This window comes from Streptomyces sp. NPDC048278 (assembly GCF_040652195.1).
GTDB lineage: Bacteria > Actinomycetota > Actinomycetes > Streptomycetales > Streptomycetaceae > Streptomyces.
In genome coordinates, this window is the sequence record NZ_JBEZLP010000002.1 from 413,379 (window position 1) to 431,103 (window position 17,725).

General features: G+C 71.4%; 15 protein-coding genes and 1 tRNA gene. 12 read left to right on the plus strand and 4 right to left on the minus strand.

The window, feature by feature from the left end; translation table 11 throughout:
* Positions 1-238: 238 nt before the first annotated feature.
* The 4 genes from AB0D74_RS05405 to AB0D74_RS05420 all read left to right on the plus strand — a co-directional run bounded on the left by AB0D74_RS05405 (position 239) and on the right by AB0D74_RS05420 (position 4,962).
* Positions 239-1,729 carry a trypsin-like peptidase domain-containing protein gene (locus tag AB0D74_RS05405; protein ID WP_362580779.1) on the plus strand — a complete coding sequence of 497 codons (1,491 nt, stop codon included), beginning with the start codon at positions 239-241 and terminating at the stop codon, positions 1,727-1,729.
* A gap of 531 nt (positions 1,730-2,260) precedes the next feature.
* Positions 2,261-4,240, plus strand: a complete 1,980-nt coding sequence (locus AB0D74_RS05410) for a glycoside hydrolase family 97 catalytic domain-containing protein (protein WP_362580780.1) — start codon at positions 2,261-2,263, stop codon at positions 4,238-4,240.
* Positions 4,241-4,366: 126 nt separating this feature from the next.
* Positions 4,367-4,451 (plus strand) — tRNA-Ser (locus AB0D74_RS05415).
* 112 nt (positions 4,452-4,563) lie between these two features.
* Positions 4,564-4,962, plus strand: a complete 399-nt coding sequence (locus AB0D74_RS05420; protein WP_362580782.1) for a hypothetical protein — start codon at positions 4,564-4,566, stop codon at positions 4,960-4,962.
* Between the two features lie 19 nt (positions 4,963-4,981).
* On the opposite strand, the gene AB0D74_RS05425 is transcribed toward AB0D74_RS05420, so the two are convergent.
* The 4 genes from AB0D74_RS05425 to AB0D74_RS05440 form a co-directional block, all read right to left on the minus strand.
* On the minus strand, positions 4,982-5,392 hold the full coding sequence (locus tag AB0D74_RS05425; RefSeq protein ID WP_362580784.1) for a hypothetical protein: 411 nt from the start codon (positions 5,390-5,392) through the stop codon (positions 4,982-4,984).
* Positions 5,393-5,440: 48 nt separating this feature from the next.
* Positions 5,441-7,882, minus strand: coding sequence for a glycoside hydrolase family 3 C-terminal domain-containing protein (locus tag AB0D74_RS05430; protein WP_362580786.1), 2,442 nt, complete (start codon positions 7,880-7,882; stop codon positions 5,441-5,443).
* Positions 7,883-8,062: 180 nt separating this feature from the next.
* Complete coding sequence (locus AB0D74_RS05435; protein ID WP_362580789.1) at positions 8,063-8,503, minus strand: hypothetical protein; 441 nt, start codon at positions 8,501-8,503, stop codon at positions 8,063-8,065.
* 128 nt (positions 8,504-8,631) lie between these two features.
* Complete coding sequence (locus AB0D74_RS05440) at positions 8,632-9,519, minus strand: bifunctional DNA primase/polymerase (protein WP_362580791.1); 888 nt, start codon at positions 9,517-9,519, stop codon at positions 8,632-8,634.
* Positions 9,520-9,880: 361 nt separating this feature from the next.
* Between AB0D74_RS05440 and AB0D74_RS05445 the strand changes: the two genes are divergently transcribed.
* From AB0D74_RS05445 to AB0D74_RS05480, 8 genes are all read left to right on the plus strand, one after another.
* Positions 9,881-10,198 carry a hypothetical protein gene (locus AB0D74_RS05445; RefSeq protein WP_362580792.1) on the plus strand — a complete coding sequence of 106 codons (318 nt, stop codon included), beginning with the start codon at positions 9,881-9,883 and terminating at the stop codon, positions 10,196-10,198.
* Positions 10,199-10,362: 164 nt separating this feature from the next.
* Entirely contained in the window at positions 10,363-11,532 is a 1,170-nt protein-coding gene (locus AB0D74_RS05450; protein WP_362580794.1) for an acyl-CoA dehydrogenase family protein, read from the plus strand.
* Positions 11,516-12,433, plus strand: coding sequence for a bifunctional MaoC family dehydratase N-terminal/OB-fold nucleic acid binding domain-containing protein (locus AB0D74_RS05455; RefSeq protein WP_362580796.1), 918 nt, complete (start codon positions 11,516-11,518; stop codon positions 12,431-12,433). The genes AB0D74_RS05450 and AB0D74_RS05455 overlap by 17 nt, the downstream gene beginning before the upstream one ends.
* 1 nt (position 12,434) lies before the next feature.
* A complete protein-coding gene (locus AB0D74_RS05460) occupies positions 12,435-13,511 on the plus strand; it encodes an acyl-CoA dehydrogenase family protein (protein WP_362580798.1) in 1,077 nt (358 codons plus the stop codon).
* Positions 13,501-13,950: a MaoC family dehydratase gene (locus AB0D74_RS05465; protein ID WP_362580800.1), complete on the plus strand. Its 450-nt coding sequence runs from the start codon at positions 13,501-13,503 to the stop codon at positions 13,948-13,950. Before AB0D74_RS05460 ends, AB0D74_RS05465 begins: the two co-directional genes overlap by 11 nt.
* Positions 13,947-15,113, plus strand: a complete 1,167-nt coding sequence (locus tag AB0D74_RS05470; protein ID WP_362580802.1) for a lipid-transfer protein — start codon at positions 13,947-13,949, stop codon at positions 15,111-15,113. The genes AB0D74_RS05465 and AB0D74_RS05470 overlap by 4 nt, the downstream gene beginning before the upstream one ends.
* 227 nt (positions 15,114-15,340) lie before the next feature.
* Entirely contained in the window at positions 15,341-15,925 is a 585-nt protein-coding gene (locus tag AB0D74_RS05475; protein ID WP_362580804.1) for a SigE family RNA polymerase sigma factor, read from the plus strand.
* Positions 15,926-16,057: 132 nt separating this feature from the next.
* Positions 16,058-17,713 carry a long-chain fatty acid--CoA ligase gene (locus AB0D74_RS05480; RefSeq protein WP_362580806.1) on the plus strand — a complete coding sequence of 552 codons (1,656 nt, stop codon included), beginning with the start codon at positions 16,058-16,060 and terminating at the stop codon, positions 17,711-17,713.
* Positions 17,714-17,725 lie beyond the last annotated feature (12 nt).

The window sequence follows — 17,725 nt, forward strand, 5'->3', positions numbered from 1 at the left end:
GCGGGGGTGCCTGGGGGCACCCCGGATGCCGGTAAAGAGAACTTTTGTCGGACAAGCACTATATAAAGGTTGTCCGTGTACCCACAGCCACCGCTTATGGTGCTCTGACGGCCTGTGGGAAAAGCTGACGGCATACAAAAGCACATGCACAGCTGAATCGCGCCGGACCGACAGCAAGCGTGAAAGAGCGTGACCGAGTGCGACCGAGAAGAAAAGCCGTGGACCGAGGAGAGAAGCTGTGAGCACCGAGAACGAGGGCAACCCGGTACCCCCGGCCCCGTCCGCACCTCCTGTGCCGCCGTCGTCTCCCGCTGCCTCGCCGCAGGCAGCAGCGTCCGACGGCGGGGAAGCGCCGACCGCCCCGATCCCGCCGACGCCCCAGAGCGCGCCCGCCGCACCCGCCGGCGACCCCTACGGGACCGCACCGCAGGCCCCGGACAGCGCCTGGCCGCCCCCGGCCCCCGCGACCCCCGCCTACGCGACCCCGTCCTACGCGGACCCCGGCGCGGGCGCAGGCGCCGCCTGGGGCTCGACGTACGACCAGCAGCACCAGCAGTACCAGCAGCAGCCGTTCCAGCAGCCGCAGCCCGCGCCGAAGAAGGGCGGCGGACGCGGCGGTCTGATCGCCGCCGTCCTGGTGGCCGCGCTGGTCGCGGGCGGCCTCGGCGGCGGCCTCGGCTACACGCTGGCGAAGAACAACGACGACAGCGGCTCCACGACCATCTCCTCGACCTCCAGCGGCGGCGCCACCCAGGTCAAGCGCGCCGCCGGCACCATCGCGGCGGTCGCGCAGAACTCGCTGCCCAGCACGGTCACCATCGAGTCCGAGGGGACCAACGGAGAGGGCGGCACCGGCACCGGCTTCGTCTTCGACAAGCAGGGCCACATCATCACCAACAACCACGTGGTCGCGGACTCCCTCGACGGCGGCAAGCTGACCGCGACGTTCCCCGACGGCAAGAAGTACGACGCCGAGGTCGTCGGCCACGCACAGGGCTACGACGTCGCGGTGATCAAGCTCAAGAACCCGCCGTCGGACCTGAAGCCGCTCGCCCTGGGCGACTCCGACAAGGTCGCCGTCGGCGACGAGACGATCGCGATCGGCGCCCCCTTCGGCCTGTCCAACACGGTCACCACGGGCATCATCAGCGCCAAGAACCGCCCGGTCGCCTCCAGCGACGGCAGCTCCACCAGCAAGGCGTCGTACATGAGCGCCCTGCAGACCGACGCCTCCATCAACCCGGGCAACTCCGGTGGCCCGCTGCTCGACGCCTCCGGCGCGGTGATCGGCATCAACTCCGCGATCCAGTCCGCCTCCAGCGGCGGCCTGGGCAGCACCGGGCAGTCGGGTTCGATCGGCCTCGGCTTCGCCATCCCGATCAACCAGGCCAAGTACGTGGCCCAGCAGCTGATCAAGACCGGCAAGCCGGTCTACGCGAAGATCGGCGCGTCGGTGTCGCTGGAGGACGGCACCTCCGGCGCGCAGATCACCGACTCCGGCTCGGGCGGCTCCGCCGCGGTGGAGTCCGGCGGTCCCGCGGACAAGGCCGGCCTCAAGCCCGGCGACGTCATCACCAAGCTGGACGACACGGTGATCGACAGCGGCCCGACCCTGATCGGCGAGATCTGGACCCACAAGCCCGGCGACAAGGTCGAGATCACCTACAAGCGCGACGGCAGCGAACACACGACCACCGTCACCCTCGGCTCCCGCGTCGGCGACAACTGACCCGCACCCCGCACCCGCCCGCACGAACGGGAGCGGTCTGAAGGACAGATGTGCTGTGCGGAAGGGGTGCCTCTCACCGAGAGGCACCCCTTCCGCATGAGGGCCGCGCTGTGCGAGACGAGCCCCGACCGGTCCGCCGGGGTTCTCCGGCGCCAGAACCGCCAGAGGCGGCACCCCATGGCCCGAAACCAACGACCTGATCGCGTTGGATTCTGTTGCCCCTCACCTCTTGTCCAGACCTGAGGCGCGAATCCGTGCGCGTTTCCGACGGCCGATTCGACGGCCTTTCCGCAGGGGGATTGACCCACAACGTGGAGTGGGCGTAGAAAGGCCCCGCACGTTGGAACACGTTCATTTGTGGTCGTTTCTGTTGTAGGTCGTGACATCGTCACCGCAAGGAACACGCCAGCCCATCGGGGGTCTGTTCCACATCGACGGCTCGGCTGAAGCCGCCTCGCTCCGCTGTCCTCCTCGGGGCTCCGCCCTGCCGCCCATCCCGTGCAGCACACTTCGAAGAAGAGGTGACCCAGCATGTCAACGTCCCGATTCCATGGCCTTCCGGACGGCATCCAAGGAACCGAGCACACCGGGGTGTTGTCCCGACGAGGTCTCCTCAAGGGCGCGGCGCTCACCGCGGGAGGCGCGCTGCTGTCCTTCGGCACGGCTCAGGTGGCGCATGCGGCGGACTCGTCGATCACGGCGACGTCGCCGGACGGCAAGAACACGATCACCATGTCCTTGACCGGTGGGGTGCTCAGCTGGTCGGTGAAGCGCAGCGGCACGACTGTGCTCAACAGCTCGGTTCTGGGCCTGACGCTCGGCGACGGCACGTCTCTCGGCACCGGCGACGTCTCGGTGACCAAGTACCAGCACTGGACCCGGGACAGCACCTGGACCCCCGTCTTCGGCCGCAACTCGACGATCCGGGACTACTACCAGGAGATGCGATGGAACCTCCAGGACGGCACAAGCGGCGTCAACTTCTCTGTTCAACTCCGCGCCTACAACACGGGCGTGGCCATGCGCTACGTCCTGCTCGACACGGGGAGCGCCACCATCTCCGACGAGTTGACCACCTGGGCCTTCCCCGACAGCACCACGATCTACAGCGCCCGTGACGAGGACGCCTACAGTGCGGTGGCACCGGACGCCATCCCCTACACGGGTACGTCCAGCACCGACTACGGATACCTGAGCGACCTGCCGTTGCTGGTCACCCTCGACAGCGGTCTCCTCGCCACGGTCTGTGAATCGTCCCGGGTCAACTACCCGCGGTCGATGGTCAGTTCGGTCACCGGAGAGAGCAACACCCTCAAGACGTACCTGATGGAGAAGTCCGCTCGCTCCGCCGGCACGACCCAGACCACCTCGACCGTCACGACACCCTTCACCACGCCCTGGCGGGTGCTGGTGCTGGGAGACGAGGCGACCGACCTGGTGGACAACGCCGAACTGGTGCTCAACCTGGCTCCGGCGTGTGCCCTGTCGGACACCTCCTGGATCAAGCCGGGCAAGGTGTTCCGCTGCGAGCTGACCACCGACGCCGGAACCGCCGGAGTGGACTTCGCCGTCGCCCGGAACCTGGACTACGTCGAGTACGACGCGGGCTGGTACGGCCCGGAGTTCACCACCACCGACGCCACGGTCGCGATCGACGCCATCGACCTGACCACGGTGATCGACTACGCCACGGAGAACGGTGTCGGCGTCATCCTCTACGTCAACCGCATCGCGGCGACCGACCCGGACACCCTGTTCGCCCTGTACAAGAGCTGGGGTGTGGCCGGTATCAAGCTCGGCTTCATCAACGACGGCACCCAGACCATGACCAACCAGATCATCACCTGGGCCAAGACCGCCGCCAAGTACGAACTGCTGATCGACATGCACGACGACGTCCGCTCGTGGGGCTACGAGCGGACCTACCCCAACTGGATCAGCCTGGAGGGCGTACGGGGAAACGAGCACTTCCCCACCGCCACCAACAACATCCTGCTGCCCTTCGCCCGCAACATCGGCGGCCCGATGGACTACACCATCTGCTACGGCCAGTCCCGTGACCTCACCACCAACAACCACCAGATGGCCATGGCCGCCGTCTACTACCAGCCCCTGAACTTCCTGTACTGGTACTCCAAGCCCTCGGCGTACTCGACCACCTCCCATTGGCCCGGCCTGGCCTGGTTCGACGCCGTGCCCACCACATGGGACGAAAGCCAGGCGGTCGCAGCCTCGCTCGGCGAGTACGTCGCGGTGGCCCGTCGCAGCGACACGACCTGGTTCCTCGGCGTGATGAACAACGAGGATGCGCGGACCGTTTCGATCCCCCTGGACTTCCTCGACGGCGGCGTCTCGTACACGGCCACGATCTACGCCGACGGGACGGCCGGAAGCACTCCGCACGCGACCCCGACGGTCGTCACCAGCCAGACGGTGACCGCCGGCACGACCCTCAGCGTGGCGATGACCAGCGCCGGCGGACAGGCGGTGATCCTGACCCCGGTCAGCTGACCGAGCCCGACCAGAGTTCTGCGGGGCATCCATCAGACCTGGTGAACCCCGTGTGGACCAAGCCCACCGCAGATCCGTCGAGGCCGGTATTCTGTACCCGCTCCGCCCCTGGTGGGCCGGGGCACAGGTGGGTTGCCCGAGCGGCCTAAGGGAACGGTCTTGAAAACCGTCGTGGCGCGAGTCACCGTGGGTTCAAATCCCACACCCACCGCTTGATGCGAACGGCCCCTGACCAGGTGAGACGGTCGGGGGCCGTTGGCGTTTGTGGTGTTCGGTGGACCTGACCCGGGGGCGTCTCGGGTGCGGGGATACGATCACCGGCCATGAAGCGTTCGATGATCGCGCTGGTCGGGGCGGGGGCGATCACGCTCGCCGTGGGCGGGTACGCCGTCGGGGCGACGCGTGACGGTGGTGGGTCCGGGCGGTCCGCTGCCTGCGCGCAGGTGGAGAAGGAGTTCACCGGGCGGGCCGGCCGGCTCAGGGAACAGATGGAACGGGAGTACCGGGACGAGGACTACGCCGATTCCGTCAATGCGGACATGGAGTCGACGCAGGTGAGGATCCTCGGTCTGATGGTGGACCAGAACCCGGCCTGCTTCGACGCCGGGACCCGTGCGACGGCGACGTACCTGCGGCAGCACCGGACCGAGGGCGAGGAGGACGCCGCCGCGTGTGAACTCACCGGCGTCCCCGCCAGGAAGTGCAGCATCGCGGTTGGCTGAAACGCGGCTCCCCGTGGGGTCAGCCGGCGAGCCAGTCGTTGATGTGTTTCTCCCACTGTCTGTCGTCCGTCGTCTCCATGAACTCGCGGCGGTTGACGAGCAGGTAGATCTCGCCTCGGGAGGGGGTCGCGGTGGTGAGGATGAGGGGCTTGCCGGCGTTGAGGAGGCCGCCCAGGAAGCGGCCGTAGAGGTCGGTGTAGCGGGTCTCGGCGGTGGTGATGTCCGTGCGGGTCAGGACGAGGGAGCCGGTGTCCGACCAGCCCGTGAGGACGAGCCGGTCGGGGTGGAGGAGGATCCGCCCGCGGCGCTGGAAGAGGGCCTTCTGGCTGACCAGCGCCGCGGCCCTGTCGGCTCCCTGCCTGCGGCTGAGCTCGTCGGCGGTGGCCGCGATGTAGTCGGCCTCGGCGAGCGGGGTGTCGGCGGTGTTCATGGGGTTCTCCAGTAGTGCCAGTAGTGCCGGTAGTGCCAGCAGTGGGGGTCAGGACACGGTCAGGGAGATGTGCTGGTGCAGGCGGTCCGCGGCGCTGCCGACGCCGAGGGTGAACGTCCCCGGCTCCACCACGGTGCGCAGCCGTTCGTCGACGAGGGTGAGGTCCCGCGCGGCCGTCACGGGGAACGACACCGTGACGCGTTCCCCCGCCGCCACCCGCCTCTTGGCCACGCCCCGCAGCCGGAGGCGCGGCAGGGAGACGCTCGCCCGGTCGTCGGTGACGTACAGCTGTACGACCTCGGTTCCGTCCCGTCCGCCCGTGTTTGTGATGTCGACGTGGAGGCGGGTCCGGCCGTCCCGCGTGATGTGGGTGTCGTCCAGCCGGATACCGCTGTGCCGGAAGGTCGTGTAGCCGTGGCCCGATCCGAACGCGTACAGGGGCGTGGACGGCATGTCGGTGTAGGGGCCCGCCTCGGCCCGGGCGTGCTTCTGGTCGTAGGTCAGGGGCAGCTGGCCGACGTCACGGGGGAAGGTGACCGGCAGGCGGCCGGTCGGCTCGGTCGTCCCGAACAGCACCTCCGCGACCGCCTGGCCGCCCGCTTCCCCCGGCAGCCAGGCGACCAGCAGCGCCGGCAGGTGTGCCGCGGCCCACGGCAGGGCCAGGGCGCGGCCGGTGACCAGCACGGCGACGGTCGGGGTGCCGGTGGCGTGCACCTCTTCGAGCAGCTGCTGCTGTACGCCGGTCAGGGCGAGGGACGCGGTGTCCTTGAGCTCGCCGTCGGTACGGTCGGGCGAGAGGTAGCCGCCCCTGGTCCGCTCGCCCACGACCACCACCGCGACGTCCGCGTCCTGCGCCGCCGCACGCGCGGCGGCGAAGCCGGAGGTGTCCGTTCCGGTGACGTCGCAGCCGCGCTCGTACCGGACCCGCACCCGGTCGCCGAGCAGGCGGGTCAACGCCTCGCGGATCGAGGGGGTCTCGTGCAGCGCGGGGTAGGCGCTGTAGTCGCCCAGGAGGTTGAGCCCGTCGTCGGCGTCGGGGCCGATCAGCGCCACCGTACGGACCCGGTCGGCGGCCAGCGGCAGCAGCCCGCCCTCGTTCTTCAGCAGCACCGTCGACTCGCGTGCGGCGCGCAGCGCCAGGGCCCGGTGCGGTAAGCAGTTGACGACCCGTTCCGCCCGGGCCGCGTCGACGTACGGGTTCTCGAACAGGCCCAGGCGTTCCTTCAGGGTGAGGACGCGCCGTACGGCACGGTCGAGCAGCGCCTCGTCGACCCGTCCCTCCCGTACGGCCGCGGCCAGCCGGTCGAGGTAGATCCCGTCCCAGGACAGACTGATGTCGACCCCGGCGGCCAGCCCGAGCGCCGCCGCTTCCTGGGCGGTGCCCGCCACGTGTTCCCGGATCAGGCCGTGCAGGTCGTTGCCGATCACCACGCCGTCGAAGCGGAGTTCGTCCCGCAGGAGGTCGGTGAGGTACGTGCGTGAACCGTGGACCACCAGCCCGTCGATGGTCTGCTCGCTCGCCTCGGTCATCAGGGCCCCGGCCTCCGTGAAGCCCACCCGCCACGGCTCCAGGTGCGTCTGGCGGAAGGCGCGTTCGCCGATCTCGATCGAACTGGTCTCCAGGCCGCCGACGTTCGGGGACTCCATGGGGAAGGTGACCAGGGACGTGACCACCGACTCGTCGGAGGTGAGGTCGTTTCCGGCGCCCTGCATGGCCGGCACCAGCGCACCGACCATGGCGGCCGTCAGGTACGGGTCCTCGCTGAACGCCCAGATCCCGCGGCCGTAGCGCGGGTCTCGGTTCAGCTCCGCGGTGATGGTGCTCAGCGCGTGGATCCCGACCGCGCGGGCCTCCCGGGCCACCGCCGCGTACACCTGGCCGATCAGGTCGGGGTCGAACGTCGCGCCGAGTGCCGGCCCCTCCGGGAAGATCGTCGAGCCGGGGCCCACGGAACCGTGCGTGCCCTCGCTGATCTGCAGCAGCGGAATGCCGAGCGCGGTGTCCCGGGCGAGGCGCTGCAGCCGGTTGTGCTGCTCGGCCTGCTCGCGGGGCGTGAGCGGATGCGGCACCTCGAAGGAACCGAACAGGGTCTGGTCGACCAGGCCGAAGAAACCGCCGCCCGGGCCGAGCCGCAACCGCCCGGTCCCCGTACCGACCACGGTCCGGCCGCGCACGTACGCCTCCCGGTGCTCCGCCGTGCCGGTCGGGTTCGTGGGATCGCCGATCAGTTCCTGCGGGAGGCAGACGGGGACGTTCAACTGGGCGATCTTGTCGGCCGTCGTCATACGGGTCAGCAGGGCCTCGACCCGAGAGGAGCCGGATCCGTCCGCCTGCCGGTCCGACGCCGGCCGCGATCCCGGGGCCGGGGCCGGGGCCTGGTCCGCGGCCTGGTCCGGGGCCGCGCCGGTTGTCACCGCGGCGGCGGTGGAGGCAGCGGCGGCAGCGGCGGCGCCCATCAGCGCACGCCGGGAGATCTTCGCCTGATCCATACCGCCAGCATGGCCAGCCGGCCCCGACCGGTTCAGTTCCCGAAAGTCTGCGTCCGCACATCTTTCGTAGCCGCCTCGGCCTTCCCAAGTCGCAGAGCGGAGAGCGCTGAAGACCGGGGATCGCTGAAGACCTCGGATCGCTGAAGACCGGGGATCGCTGGAGGCCGCAGACGCCGGTGCTCAGACCTCGTAGTCCTCCGCCAGCTCCTCCCAGGCCACCTCCCGCAGCCCCTGGTTCGCGTCGTGGCCGGACGGTGGCCGAGGTGTGGCCTGGAACCAGACGATCGCGAGGGACGAGCCGTGCAGGACCGGTTCGTTGTCCGGCGAGACGGGTTCGGATTCGAACAGGCCGATGCAGGCGACCGGCGGGAGCAGCTCCACCGGGCCGAAGGGGAGGGTACGGCCGACGTCGTCGTCGGGGTGTTCGCGCGGGGGCGGGACCAAGTGGGTCGGGGTGCGGGGGTACTCGGCCACGGCCGCCGTCAACAGGCCTTTGACACGGCGGTCGTTGAGGGCCCGGTGCGGATAGCCCTCCAGCAGCCCGCCGTACGTCGACGAGAGCCGGAGGTGGGAGAGGCCGATCGAGCGGCCGGAGGCGAGGACGACACGGGTCAGGGGCATGAGCGGCAGGTTAGGCGGCGGGGCGGCTGGGCGCGTTCGATTTTCAGGACCCCCAGAACCCCTTTCAGGACCGCCAGGACCCCCACAACCGCTCAGGACCCCCAGAACCCCTCAGGGCTCTCGGTCGCTCAAGGCCGGCGGCCGGTCATGCGGGCCGCCGATGCGATCGTCGCGCGGGCCTCCTGCTCCGTCAGGCCCGTGTGGACCGCCGCGTCGATCAGCGGGGCCCGCAGGGCGCGGCCGATGCCGTTCTCGTAGGCGCGGCACGCCGCCCAGAAGAGGCGGGTGTTGCGCTGGCCCTCGTGGGCGGAGAGGACGAACTGGACCAGGCCCTGGCCGCGGTTGCCGACCGAGGGGTGGGTCGCGGGGTGGGGCGCGCGCGGGGGCGGGAGCAGGAGGCGGAGCAGGGACGGGGGACAGGGCGCGGGGACCAGGTGCTCGGTGCCGGGGGCGGTGGCGTAGACGCCGTGGTCGGTCCGGGAGCCGGGGCCGACCAGGTAGCCGCCGGCGCCCCGGATGTCGATGCCGGGGGCGAGCCGGCCGGCCGAGTTGGGGACGACGGCGTCCGCCGGTCCGGTCAGCCAGAGGTGGCGGCCACCGCTCGGGGTGAGGACGACGACCGTCGGCGGGATGGTGAACAGGTGCCGCAGGGCCAGTTCGCGCAGGGCGGACGTGGAGTCCGTACCGCACTTCACGTCGAGGTCGACGCCGATGAGGTGGTGCGGGGGCAGCCCGCAGGCGATGCCGTAGCCGGTCGCCCAGGGGGCCGCGGCGAACAGTTCGCGGATGCGGGACGGGTCGGTGGTGGCGTCGTACACCCCGTGGCCGGGGCGTCCGCACTCGCCGTGGCAGGGCGGCAGCACGGGGTCGGGGTCGGAGTCGGGGGCGTGGCGGTGCGGGGAGCGCAGGGCCGGGAGTTTCGTGCGGGACAGGGGGATGACGGCCAGGCCGCGCTCGGCGGCTGACAGGGCGTGTGCGAGGGCCAGCGTCGTGGCCTGCCGGTCGGTGGTGGCCATGCCTCCATGTTCGTACGTACGTTCGAAAAAGGGAAGAGGGCGCCGGCGTGACACGCCGAGGGCGGCGACTCGGTCGCGGGTCGGGGCCGGAACGGTTTTCCCCTTGGGGGGCCTGATGTGCGCTGATGTCCTGACTGGTCATGACTGGGGTGGTACTCGACCAAAGATGGTGAAAGGGGTTTATCGACTTGTCATCACGCTTGAGGGCGAATAAGGGCTTCCGGGCTGGTTCGACAGGGATTCGGTGGGCAACTCTGGTCTCGCGACGTCGATGACACCCACCGAGGCGGTCGGCCAACTGCCCCGGGAAAAGCCTTACTTGACGGACCTCCGGCACAGCCGGGCTCTGAGAGGAAACAACATGGCAAGCATCCGTACCGCCCGCGTTCTCGCCGCCGTCTCCGCCCTCCCGCTCGCCGCCGCCCTCTTCACCGGTGTCGCGGCTGCGGACAACGGTGCGATCGCGGACAACGGATCGAGCGCCAACGTCGGCACGGCCGGCATCATCGGCAGCGGGGTCGGCCACGACAACAACGGCAACTCCTCCACCACCCAGCAGAACGCGGTGGGCAACGGCGCCTCGAACCAGAGCAACACCGCTCAGGTCAACGGCTCCGCGTGGACCGCGATCCAGCAGGGCAACGAAAACGTCGCCGTCCACTTCACCCAGCTGTGGTAGGCCCCGCCTGAACCCTGGTGGGGTGTGGTCTGTGGGGATGGGCGTGCGTCCGCGCGGCGGTGCTTCGGCACCGCCGCGCAGGCGTTTCCGGCTCCTTCCGGCGGCCCGCTGCCGACTCCTCTGGACCTTGACACCACACCGAATCTGACGGACAGTCAGAAACCATGCATCTGGCTCCCACCGAACGCCAGCAGCGGCTGCGCGCCGAACTCCGCGCCTACTTCGGGTCCTTGGTCCCGTCCCCCGCCCCCGAGGACCCCGCCGAACGCCGTACCCTGCTGCGCCGCATCGGCGCGGACGGCCTGCTCGGCCTCGGCTGGCCCGTCGAGTACGGCGGTCAAGGGCGGGGCGCCGACGAGCAGTTCGTGTTCTTCGACGAGGCGTACCGGGCCGGCGCCCCCGTCTCGATGGTCACCCTGAACACGGTCGGGCCGACGCTGATGAAGTACGGCAGTGCGGCGCAGAAGGCCCGCTTCCTGCCCGGCATCCTCCGCGGTGAACTCGTCTTCGCCATCGGCTACAGCGAGCCCTCCGCCGGCACCGACCTGGCCGCGCTGCGCACCCGGGCGGCGCGGGACGGCGACGGCTGGCGGATCGACGGGCAGAAGATCTTCACCTCGGGCGCCCAGCACGCCGACTGGATCTGGCTCGCCTGCCGCACCGACCCCGAGGCGCCCAGGCACCGCGGCATCTCGATCCTCCTCGTCCCCACCGACGCGCCCGGGTTCTCCTGGACGCCGATCGAGACGGTGGGCGGGCAGGTCACGACGGCGACGTACTACGACGGGGTCCGCGTCCCCGCCGACAGCCTCGTCGGTGCCGAGCACGACGGCTGGTCGCTCATCACCAACCAGCTCAACCACGAGCGGGTCGCCCTGGCCGCGACCGGCATGCAGGCCGAGGACTTCTACGCCGCCGCGCTCACCGCCGCCCGCACCCCCGATCCGGTGACCGGGCGGCGCCGTGTTGACGAGCCGTGGATTCGTTCCCGGCTGGCCGAAGCGCATGCCCGGCTGGCGGCGAACCGCCTGCTCAGCTGGCGTCTGGTGGGGGACGCGGGGGCGGGCAGGGTGGCCCCCGCGGAGGCCAGCGGGGTGAAGTTCGCGGGAACGGAATCGGCAGTCGCGACGTATCGCATGTGTCAGGAGATCGTCGGCGAGGCGGCATTGGTCCGGTCCGGCTCACCGGGGGCGTTCGGGGACGGCGGGCTGGAGCGGCTCAACAGGGCGGCGCAGATCAACACGTTCGGGGGCGGGGTGAGCGAGGTGCAGCGGGAGATCGTCGCGACGATGCGGCTCGGGATGCGGAGGGGTGGCCGTGGCCGGGGGGACTGACGAGCTGGGGGCGCGGCTCAAGGCGTACGAGGGGCAGCCGGCCTCCCGGGCGGGCACCGGCAAGGACCCGGTCAACCTGCCCATGATCCGGCACTGGTGCGAGGCGATGGGCGACACGAACCCGGCGTACGCGGGGCCGGACGCCATCGCCCCGCCCACCATGCTCCAGGCCTGGACGATGGGCGGCCTCTCCGGGAACACGGCACGCACCGGCGCGTACGACGAGATGTCCGCCCTGCTCGACGCGGCGGGCTGCCTCTCGATCGTCGCCACCGACTGCGAGCAGGAGTACCTGCGCCCGCTGCGGCCGGGCGACAAGCCGGCCTTCGACACGGTGATCGAGTCGGTGTCCGGGCGCAAGACGACGAAACTGGGCACGGGCTACTTCGTCACCACGCGCACGGACGTCCGGGTCGGCGGGGAGCTGGTCGGCGTCCACCGCCTCCGCGTCCTCAAGTACGCGCCCGCCGGGAAGCCGGCCAAGGCCCCGCCGCGCCCCCGCCCGGTGGTCAACCGGGACAACGCGGGCTTCTGGGAGGGCGTGGCCGAGGAGCGCCTCCTCGTCCAGCGCTGCACCGGCTGCGGCACCCTGCGCCACCCCTGGCTGCCGGGCTGCAACGCCTGCGGCTCCCCCGACTGGGACACGGTCGAGTCGGCCGGCGAGGGCACGGTCTGCTCGTACGTCGTCATGCACCACCCGCCCTTCCCGGCCTTCGACCCGCCCTACGCGGTCGGCCTGATCGAGCTCACCGAGGGCGTGCGGATGGTGAGCAACGTGGTGGGGGTGCCGTACGACAAGGTGCGGATCGGCCTGCCGGTACGGGTGGAGTTCCGCCGGTACGACGACGAGGGCGGGGCGTTGACCCTGCCCGTCTTCCGGGTCCTCGGAGAGGAGGTCTGACATGGACTTCACGCCCACCGAGGCGCAGGCCGAGGCGCGCGACCTGGCCGCCAGGATCTTCGCCGACCTCGCCACCCACGAGCGGCTGCGGGCGGCCGGCACCGGCAGCGACCCGGAGCTGTGGAAGGCCCTGTGCGCGGCCGGACTGGTGGCCGCGGTGGAGGAGCTGGGCCTGCTGGGTCTGGTTCTCCTCCTGGAGGAGCAGGGGCGGACCACGGCCCAGGTGCCGTACGCGGCGAGCTGCGTGTACGGGCAGCTGGCCGTCTCCGCGCACGGCAGCGACGAACAGCGGGCGCGGCTGCTGCCGGGGATCGGGGACGGGTCGGTGGTGGTGACCGGGGCGTTCCCCGCCCAGCAGGGGGTGCGGGCCGCGGAGGCGGGGCCCGCGGGGGAACGGCCCTCCGTACAGGGCGGGCGGCTGAGCGGCACGGTCCCCGTCGTCCCGTGGCTGCGGGACGCCACCCATGTCCTGGTCGCGGACGCCGGCCGGCGGCTGTGGCTGGTGCCGCTCGGCGAAGACACGGGCACCGGCACGGGCACGGGCACCGAGGAGGTCGAGCTGACCGCGCCCTGGTCGGCGGGGCGGCTCACGCTCGACGCGGCCCCCGCCGAGATGCTGGGCGGTGCGGACGCCTGCGCCGACGTCCTGGCCACCGCCCGCACCGCCTTCGCCGGGCTCCAGGCGGGCGTCTGCGCGGGCTCCCTCGCCCGGGCCGTGGCCCACACCAACACCCGGGAGCAGTTCGGGCGCCCGCTCGCCACCCGGCAGGCCGTCCAGCTCCGCGCCGCCGACGCCCACATGGACACCGAGGCGATACGGGTGACGGCGTACGAGGCGGCCTGGCGGCGGGACGCCGGACTGCCGTACGCCACGCACGCGCTGACCGCGGCCTGGTGGGCGTCCGAGGCCGGGCAGCGGGTCGTGCACACCGGCCAGCACCTGCACGGCGGCGCGGGCGCGGATGTCGGCCATCCCGTGCACCGGCACTTCCTGTGGGGCCGGCAGCTGGACGCGTATCTGGGCAGCGGGGGCGAAGTGCTCCAGGAACTGGGGGAGTTGATCGCGCATGACGACTGAGACGAGATGGCCGGCCGTGGGCGCCGCCCTGCCGCCGCTGGAGATCCCGATCACGCGGACGCTGATCGTGGCGGGGGCGATCGCGTCCCGGGACTACCAGGACGTGCACCACGACGCCGAACTGGCCCGGCGCAAGGGCTCCCCGGACATCTTCATGAACATCCTGACGACCAACGGCCTGGTCGGCCGGTACATCACCGACCACTTCGGCCCGACGGCCGTGCTCCGCAAGGTCGCCATCCGGCTCGGCGCGCCCAACTACCCGGGCGACACGATGGTGCTGACCGGCCGGATCGAGGAGCTGGACGACGAGACGGGGACGGCGACGGTCCGGGTGGTCGGCGCCAACGGCATCGGCAACCACGTGACCGGCACGGTGACCGTCACCTTCACCGAGGTCACGGTGACCGTCACCCTCACCGGCGAGGCGGACTCATGAGCGTGCGGGGCCGGGACTCGCTCGGCGGGCGGGCGGCGGTCGTCGGCATCGGGGCCACCGAGTTCTCCAAGGACTCGGGGCGCAGCGAGCTGCGGCTGGCGGCGGAGGCGGTGCGGGCCGCGCTGGACGACGCGGGGCTGGCCCCGGCGGACGTGGACGGGATGGTGACGTTCACGATGGACACCAGCCCGGAGATCACCGTGGCGCAGGCCTGCGGGATCGGCGAGCTGTCCTTCTTCTCCCGCGTCCACTACGGGGGCGGCGCGGCCTGCGCGACCGTCCAGCAGGCGGCGCTGGCGATCGCGGCCGGGGTCGCCGAGGTCGTCGTCTGCTACCGCGCCTTCAACGAGCGGTCGGGCCGCCGCTTCGGCTCGGGCGTGCAGCACCGGGAGCCGTCGGCGGAGGGGGCCGCGCTCGGCTGGGTGCTGCCGTTCGGGCTGCTCACCCCCGCGTCCTGGGTGGCGATGGCGGCGCAGCGCTACCTGCACACCTACGGGCTGACCCCGGAGGCGTTCGGGCACGTGGCGGTGACCGACCGCGGCTACGCGGCGACCAACCCCGCCGCCTACTTCCACGGCCGTCCCATCACCCTCGCGGACCACGCGGCCTCCCGCTGGATCGTCGAGCCGCTCCGGCTGCTTGACTGCTGCCAGGAGACGGACGGCGGACAGGCCCTCGTCGTCACGTCGGTGGAGCGGGCGCGCGACCTGCCGCATCCGCCGGCCGTGATCGCGGCGGCGGCGCAGGGCGCGGGCCGGGCCCAGGAGCAGATGACCAGCTTCTACCGGGACGACCTGACCGGGCTGCCGGAGATGGGCGTGGTGGGCCGCCAGCTGTGGCGCACCAGCGGACTCGCCCCGGCCGACATCGACGTGGGGATCCTGTACGACCACTTCACGCCGTTCGTACTGATGCAGCTGGAGGAGTTCGGGTTCTGCGGGCGGGGGGAGGCGGCGGACTTCGTGGCCGAGGCGCGGCTGCCGCTGAACACGCACGGGGGCCAGCTCGGGGAGGCGTACCTGCACGGGATGAACGGGGTGGCGGAGGGCGTGCGCCAGCTGCGCGGCACCGCCGTGAACCCGATACCGGGGGCGGGCCGCGTCCTGGTGACGGCCGGCACGGGCGTACCGACGTCCGGACTGGTCCTGACCTCGGACGACTGATCCCGCCACCGGGCCGCGCGATGCGGACGGGCGGGCTCTCCCGGGCCCCGGACGGGTGAGCCGCGGCCCCCGTCCTCCTCCCCCTGAGGGGTAAACCCGCAGGAGTTCCGCTCGCGTACTCCACCTTCAGGAGGTGTAGCCAGCCCCACCCCTACAACCTGAGGGGGACTCGGCTTCGGGACCTGCGGCCGATCCGCGGTGACACCGCCCGCTCATAGCGTGGAGCCATGACCACACCCGTCTGCACCAGCGCTTCGGACGCCGCCGCTGTCTCGGTGCGGCAGACCCGCCCGTACGCCCGCCCCGCCCGTCCCTCCTATCCGTCGTTCGCGTCGTACGTCAGGGCCCGCCAGCCCGTCCTGCTGCGCACCGCCCGGTCGCTGACCGCGAACCCGAGCGATGCCGAGGACCTGCTCCAGACGGCGCTCGCCAAGACGTACGTGGCCTGGGAGCGGATCGAGGACCACCGGGCCCTCGACGGCTATGTGCGCAGGGCGCTGCTCAACACGCGGACCTCGCAGTGGCGCAAGCGCCGGGTCGACGAGTTCGTCTGCGACGAGATGCCCGAGCCCGAGACGGCGCCCGGCGAGGACGACCCGGCCGAACGGCAGGCACTGCACGACGCGATGTGGCGGGCCATCATGAAACTCCCGGCGCGGCAGCGGGCGATGGTGGTGCTGCGGTACTACGAGGACCTGAGCGAGGTGCAGACCGCCGAGGTGCTGGGGGTCTCGGTGGGCACGGTGAAGTCGGCCGTGTCGCGTGCGCTCGGCAAGCTGCGCGAGGACCCCGAGCTGGACCTCGCCCGGTAGCGGCCCGGGGCGTCCGGCGCGACCGAACCGGCTTTGTTGGCTTTCTCCTAGTGACATACCGCCCGGTATGTGAGCAGAATCAGCGCAGCCCCTTTACCACCGAGTAGGCAATGTCGCCCCCGGGAGGACGCCGTGCTGAGCACCATGCAGGACGTACCGCTGCTGATCTCAAGGATCCTGACCCACGGGTCGAGGGTTCACGGCGCATCACAGGTGATCACCTGGACCGGCGAGGGCGAGGCGCACCGCCGCAGCTTCGCCGAGATCGGCGACCGCGCCGCCCAGTTGGCGCACGCCCTGCGGGACGACCTCGGAGTCCGGGGCGACGACCGTGTGGCCACCCTGATGTGGAACAACGCGGAGCACACCGAGGCGTACTTCGCGATCCCCTCCATGGGCGCGGTCCTGCACACCCTCAACCTCCGCCTGCCCGCCGAGCAGCTGGTCTGGATCGTCAACCACGCCGCGGACAAGGTCGTCCTCGTCAACGGCTCGCTGATCCCGATGATCGCGCCCCTGCTGGCCAAGCTGCCGACCGTCGAGCACATCGTGGTCTCCGGTCCGGGCGACCGCTCCCTCCTCGCCGGCGCCACCGCGGCCGTCCACGAGTACGAGGAGCTCCTCGCCGGGAAGCCGACGACGTACGACTGGCCGGAGCTGGACGAACGCCGGGCCGCCGCCATGTGCTACACCTCCGGCACCACCGGCGACCCCAAGGGCGTGGTGTACAGCCACCGTTCGATCTACCTGCACTCCATGCAGGTCAACATGGCCCAGTCGATGGGCCTGACCGACCAGGACATCTCCCTGGTCGTCGTGCCGCAGTTCCACGTCAACGCCTGGGGCCTGCCGCACGCCACCTTCATGACCGGCGTCAACCTGCTGATGCCGGACCGCTTCCTCCAGCCCGGCCCGCTCGCCGAGATGATCGAGCGCGAGCGGCCCACGCACGCCGCCGCGGTCCCCACCATCTGGCAGGGCCTGCTCGGCGAGCTGACCGCCCGCCCCCGGGACGTCTCCTCCCTCGGCCAGGTCACCATCGGCGGCGCCGCCTGCCCGCCCTCCCTCATGACCGCCTTCGACAAGCTGGGCATGCGGGTCTGCCACGCCTGGGGCATGACCGAGACCTCCCCGCTCGGCACCATCGCCCGCCCGCCGGCCCACGCGGTCGGCACCGCGGAGGAGTTCGCGTACCGCCTCACCCAGGGCCGTTTCCCGGCCAGTGTCGAGGCCCGGCTCAGCGGCCCCGGCGGCGAGCGCCTCCCCTGGGACGGCGAGTCGGCGGGCGAGCTGGAGGTCCGCGGACCCTGGATCGCGGGCGCCTACTACAACGGCCCCGACGCCGAACCCCTGCGTCCCGAGGACAAGTTCAGCGAGGACGGCTGGCTGAAGACCGGCGACGTCGGCACCATCTCCCCCGACGGCTTCCTCACCCTCACCGACCGCGCCAAGGACGTCATCAAGTCCGGCGGCGAGTGGATCTCCTCGGTCGAGCTGGAGAACGCGCTGATGTCCCACCCGGACGTCGCCGAGGCCGCGGTGGTGGCCGTCCCCGACGAGAAGTGGGGCGAGCGCCCGCTGGCCACGGTCGTCCTGCGGGAGGGCTCCACGGCCACCTTCGAGACCCTGCGCATCTTCCTCGCCGAGGAGGGCAAGATCGCCAGGTGGCAGCTCCCCGAGCGCTGGACGGTGATCGAGGCGGTGCCGAAGACGAGCGTGGGCAAGTTCGACAAGAAGGTACTCAGGAGGCGCTACGCCGAGGGCGAACTGGACGTCACGAGCCTCTGACGCCCGGCAGCC

Bases quoted from the DNA above. Each gene is read 5' to 3' on its own strand.
- AB0D74_RS05430 (WP_362580786.1), bottom strand. From the start codon at position 7,882: ATGGATCAGGCGAAGATCTCCCGGCGTGCGCTGATGGGCGCCGCCGCT.
- AB0D74_RS05470 (WP_362580802.1), top strand. From the start codon at position 13,947: ATGAGCGTGCGGGGCCGGGACTCGCTCGGCGGGCGGGCGGCGGTCGTC.
- AB0D74_RS05440 (WP_362580791.1), bottom strand. From the start codon at position 9,519: ATGGCCACCACCGACCGGCAGGCCACGACGCTGGCCCTCGCACACGCC.
- AB0D74_RS05450 (WP_362580794.1), top strand. From the start codon at position 10,363: ATGCATCTGGCTCCCACCGAACGCCAGCAGCGGCTGCGCGCCGAACTC.
- AB0D74_RS05425 (WP_362580784.1), bottom strand. From the start codon at position 5,392: ATGAACACCGCCGACACCCCGCTCGCCGAGGCCGACTACATCGCGGCC.
- AB0D74_RS05435 (WP_362580789.1), bottom strand. From the start codon at position 8,503: ATGCCCCTGACCCGTGTCGTCCTCGCCTCCGGCCGCTCGATCGGCCTC.
- AB0D74_RS05460 (WP_362580798.1), top strand. From the start codon at position 12,435: ATGGACTTCACGCCCACCGAGGCGCAGGCCGAGGCGCGCGACCTGGCC.
- AB0D74_RS05445 (WP_362580792.1), top strand. From the start codon at position 9,881: ATGGCAAGCATCCGTACCGCCCGCGTTCTCGCCGCCGTCTCCGCCCTC.
- AB0D74_RS05475 (WP_362580804.1), top strand. From the start codon at position 15,341: ATGACCACACCCGTCTGCACCAGCGCTTCGGACGCCGCCGCTGTCTCG.
- AB0D74_RS05420 (WP_362580782.1), top strand. From the start codon at position 4,564: ATGAAGCGTTCGATGATCGCGCTGGTCGGGGCGGGGGCGATCACGCTC.
- AB0D74_RS05465 (WP_362580800.1), top strand. From the start codon at position 13,501: ATGACGACTGAGACGAGATGGCCGGCCGTGGGCGCCGCCCTGCCGCCG.
- AB0D74_RS05410 (WP_362580780.1), top strand. From the start codon at position 2,261: ATGTCAACGTCCCGATTCCATGGCCTTCCGGACGGCATCCAAGGAACC.